The following is a 4,063-nucleotide window of genomic DNA, read 5'->3' on the forward strand; positions in this document are numbered from 1 at the left end:
TCTGCTCTTCCGAAAACTGCTTCCGCTTCATCTGTCCGTCCCTTTCCGGGGTCGGACTCTAGCTTCAACTGGAGGAAAAAACGGGGGTCACGTCAGGCTTTCCCGCTCCTTGTTCTGATCGCGGCTAGCTGTGACCTGCCGGCAAGATACGCCAAGCTAGCCACACTGATGGGTAACGTATCGTATCCGCTCTACATCCTTCAACATGGCCTTGGCGTGCCAAAGAGGCTTCTAGACCACTTGCAGTCGACCGGCTTCAACATGCTGGCAATCAGCTGGGCGTGGACAATCTCAGTTTGCGTACTCGCTACGGCAGCATTCTACTTCTATGATAAGCCGATCAGAGATTGGCTCAATGAGCGCTGGCGGTCGAAGCCTAGCGTTGCCGCTGCATCGGCGCCCTGAGCGCGTCATCTGTGCCTTGGTGAGGGACGCCGCGATACTCGGCTATACCTTGACCAGTTCCAGCCGGATGTTTGCCGCTGCACCCGCGGGCTTGTCGACAAAGATTTCTGTCACGGTCGCCGGATCGGTCGGCCAGGTGAACACAACAGAACTACCGGGCGTAAGCTTGGTAGTCGCCCCATACCGTTTGAAACTTTTGCTGTTCACCGCGAGCGTGGCCATAATGTCGCCAGCACCGATCGCGCGTACAAAATACCGCACACCGGGTTCGGGGTTTAGGTTCCAATTCAGTTTTTTGTACCCAAACAGGTCGGACTCATCATGCGTGTTGAGTAGCTGGCGGATCGTACGCGGGTCTGTGGTCGCCTCGGCCTGAAAAAGATCGGTCGCCGCATCATACTTACCGAACGACCTTGAACCGTTGTAGCCCTGCCAAGGCCCTCGCATCGACAACAGATTCATCGAACGGAACGGCGTTGGTGTATAAGGCTTACCATCGCGATCGAGAAAACCGCTGTGGACCATCAACTGGCGCAATGAAGCCTTAATTGCCTCCATGTCCGGTCCGAAGGCAGCGCTATACCTCCCGTTGACATAACTCTTGTTCCATCCGCTACCAGTCTCAGCGTAGAAGTTTAGCGAACCGACCGTCGCGTCGACTATATAGCCACCGTATTTCTTGAGGGTACGAGCGATCGTTCTTGATTCCGGCAAACCGAGTTTGTCGACGTCGAAATCTGCCGGCAGCATCAGCAGTCTGCCCATGGGGAAACGATGCCCGAACGTTCCCTTGTAGGTGGAAGCGCCGTTGTAATCCTGCAGTGTCGCGGGCCAGACGGGTCCCGGCAGGAACGCGTTCTTGTCCATGCCGATCGCCAGCGCATGCGGCACGATGTCGAGTCCGAGCTCCGACGCGAGAAGAAGGCCGCCAGCCGTCGAGCACCCAGCTGCGCGTACATTGTCTGGATTTGATACCGTGCCCCAGCCGCTTCCCTGCGCCGACGACCGCGCATACTTCCCAGCACGCCAAGTTCCTGCCGTCCGACGCAGCTGGTAGAAGCTGTGGAGCGTACCGTCGACCGGGTCCAAGATCTCGCAATGGCCGTCCTGACCGGTCGCCGGCATAGTCGCGGCGGGAAATCGTGGGATCGTTACTGCGCCAGCTTCGAGCTGGTTGGCTATGTCGTCGGCAATGACGGTCATCGGACTGTCGTTTGCCGCCGCGCGAAATATTTTGGACGAGTACGCACCCTCTTCAATCCAGGGGATCTGCTTCGCGGTTGGCAGAGTGTAAACTCCCAGCCTGGGCTTAATAGGCGAGGAGTTCCACGGCGATTGTGCCGAGAACAAGCTCGCACGGGAAGCCATGGGTGCGGCGGCTGGCGTTGCAACAGCTTGGGTTTCCGTTGCCATGCTCTCTACCGGCGTGCTGGAAGAACCGGTAACGACCGTCACCTTGTCGGACACAACCGATGCACCGTCACCGCCGGCGCCACTGCCATCAGCATTGACAGCAGCATAGGCCCCGGCTGCAAAAACTGGCACGCTGGCGAGAATAGCGAGTAACCGTCGACGATCGTAATCGGGCAAGTCTGCGGCTGCCCCCAAATCGCTAAAATTATCCTTGTGGTCGACCGCGATCATAAATTGCCCCTTCGCTCACACTGAAGCCGCATCATTCGACACGATGTGATCCCCATATGAGAGAATACGAACCGCCAAGTTTACTCCGGGTAAATCTGTATGGATAACGCATCTTAGGCCTTGACGAGTTCAAGCCGGATGCTGGCGCCGGCGCCTTTAGCCTTGTCCACATAGACCTCAGTTACTGTGCCCGGCTCGGTCGGCCAGGTAATCGTCGTGGACTGGCCTGGTGCAAGCTTATCCGTAGCCACATAGGACGCTTTGTAGTCAGATTTCTTGACCTGCATCTTGGCTGTGATCGCGCCCCCGCCAATGGCGCGCACGACGTACGTCGCGCCCGGTTCGGGGTTGAGGTTCCAGCAGGACTTCTGCCACCCGAACTTGTCGGTCTCGCCGTGAGTCCACAGGCTCTGCTGGATGGCGAGCGGTTCGGTGGTGGCTTCGCACTCGTAGAGGTCCGAGCGCGCATCGTAGCGGCCGAACATCTTCGAGCCCGGATACGCTTTCCACGGTCCGCGCATTGATAGCAGGTTCTGGGAGCGGGGCAGCGTGGGCGTGAACGGCTTGCCATCACGGTCCTTCCACCCTGCCTGCGAGATAACCGGTCGCAGCGCCGCCTTGATCGCCTGCATGTCAGGATCGAACACCTGCGAGTATTTGCCGTTGACGTAGCTCTGGTTCCACCCGCTGCCGATCTCGGCATAGATGTTCATCGTGTGCTGCGTTGCATCGACGACCCGCCCGCCGTACAGCTTTAGCGTCCGCGCGATCGTCCGGCTCTCCGTCAGCGCAAGCACCTCGGTGTCGAAGCTGGGAGGCAGCATCAGCAGCGAGCCGATCGGGAACGGGCCGCTATAGCCGCCCGCATAGTCCTCGAGCGTCGCGGGCCAGACCGGTCCGGCCTTGATCCCGTTCTTATCGAGGCCGATCGCGAGCGCGTGCGGCACCACGTCCATGCCACGCTCCGACTTCAGCAGCAGACCGCCGACCGTCGAGCACCCAGCCGCGCGGCTGTTGTCCGGATTGGCGACTGTACCCCAACCGCTGCCGCTGACCGACGAGTACGCGTATTTGTCGCAGATCCATTCGCTCGCAGGCTTACGGAGACCGAAGAAACTGTGCAGATCGTCACCATCGACGATCTCGCAATGGCCGTCTGTCCCCGTTGCCGGCAGCGTGTCCGCCGGAAAACGCGGAATGAGCACATCCGCGCCTTCCAGTGCGTTGGCGATCTGCTTGGCTCGCACCGTCACTGGCGCGTCGCCTGCCTTCGCCACGAAGATCTTCGAGGCGTACGCCGCCTCTTCGATCCACGGCTTTTGCTTGGCGGCTGGCACCACGTCTTTGCCGAGGACCGGCGTGACCGGGATCAGGTTCCAGGGCGACTGCGCGGAGAACAGCGCAACCGGCTTGATGGCGGGCGGCGTAGGCGCAACGACGGGCGCGGGCGTGATGGTTAGCACCCCGCCCGCGCCATCCGGCGACATTGCCACGCTGATCGTATCGCCGGGCGCAAGTAAGATCGTCTGCGCCATTATGCTTTACCCGAATATGCTGCAGCATAGGTCGGCGCGGGGCCGTACTGCGCAAGCCACGAATTGAACAACGTGTTCGGCGTGTGAAGCTCAAAGTCACCCACGTTGATGAAGCGGTCGATTACGTCCTGAAGCGCCTGATATTCGGGTGCATTCTGGAACATGTCTTGATGACCAGCGAGGATCAGCAGCCCGTTTTCTTCAACCACCCTATTGATCTGCGCCTGCACCTGCGATGTGATGCTGCGTGCCGGCGTCGCGCTGAGGTTCGGCGAGAAGCCGTTCAAGTTCATCGCCATCATCTGCATCTGATCGACGGGCGGGAACGTCTCGTTGCGCGCGAACGACGGCGTTGTTTGCGAACCGTTGACGAACCGCTGACAAGTGCGCGAACCAGCTTCGATCATCGCAGCGCGAGCGTTGGGCGTCCCCATGTTCACGTTGCTGTAGTAGGTGCCGTCACCAGCATCACCGATCCA

Annotated in this window: 3 protein-coding genes; all 3 read right to left on the reverse strand. The window is 59.8% G+C overall.

Annotated features, from left to right (window positions below):
* Positions 1 to 447: 447 nt before the first annotated feature.
* Positions 448 to 2,049, reverse strand: a complete 1,602-nt coding sequence (locus tag C8J46_RS20580; RefSeq protein WP_132742546.1) for a hypothetical protein — start codon at positions 2,047 to 2,049, stop codon at positions 448 to 450.
* Positions 2,050 to 2,162: 113 nt separating this feature from the next.
* Positions 2,163 to 3,584, reverse strand: a complete 1,422-nt coding sequence (locus C8J46_RS20585; RefSeq protein ID WP_132742547.1) for a hypothetical protein — start codon at positions 3,582 to 3,584, stop codon at positions 2,163 to 2,165.
* Positions 3,584 to 4,063: hypothetical protein (locus tag C8J46_RS21060; RefSeq protein WP_165886695.1), on the reverse strand; the 480-nt coding region annotated here is incomplete at its 5' end. The genes C8J46_RS20585 and C8J46_RS21060, both read right to left, overlap by 1 nt.

This window comes from Sphingomonas sp. PP-F2F-A104-K0414 (assembly GCF_004340945.1).
Taxonomy (GTDB): domain Bacteria; phylum Pseudomonadota; class Alphaproteobacteria; order Sphingomonadales; family Sphingomonadaceae; genus Sphingomonas.

Coding starts and splice junctions, on each gene's coding strand:
- C8J46_RS20580 (WP_132742546.1), bottom strand. CDS start 2,049: ATGATCGCGGTCGACCACAAGGATAATTTTAGCGATTTGGGGGCAGCC.
- C8J46_RS20585 (WP_132742547.1), bottom strand. CDS start 3,584: ATGGCGCAGACGATCTTACTTGCGCCCGGCGATACGATCAGCGTGGCA.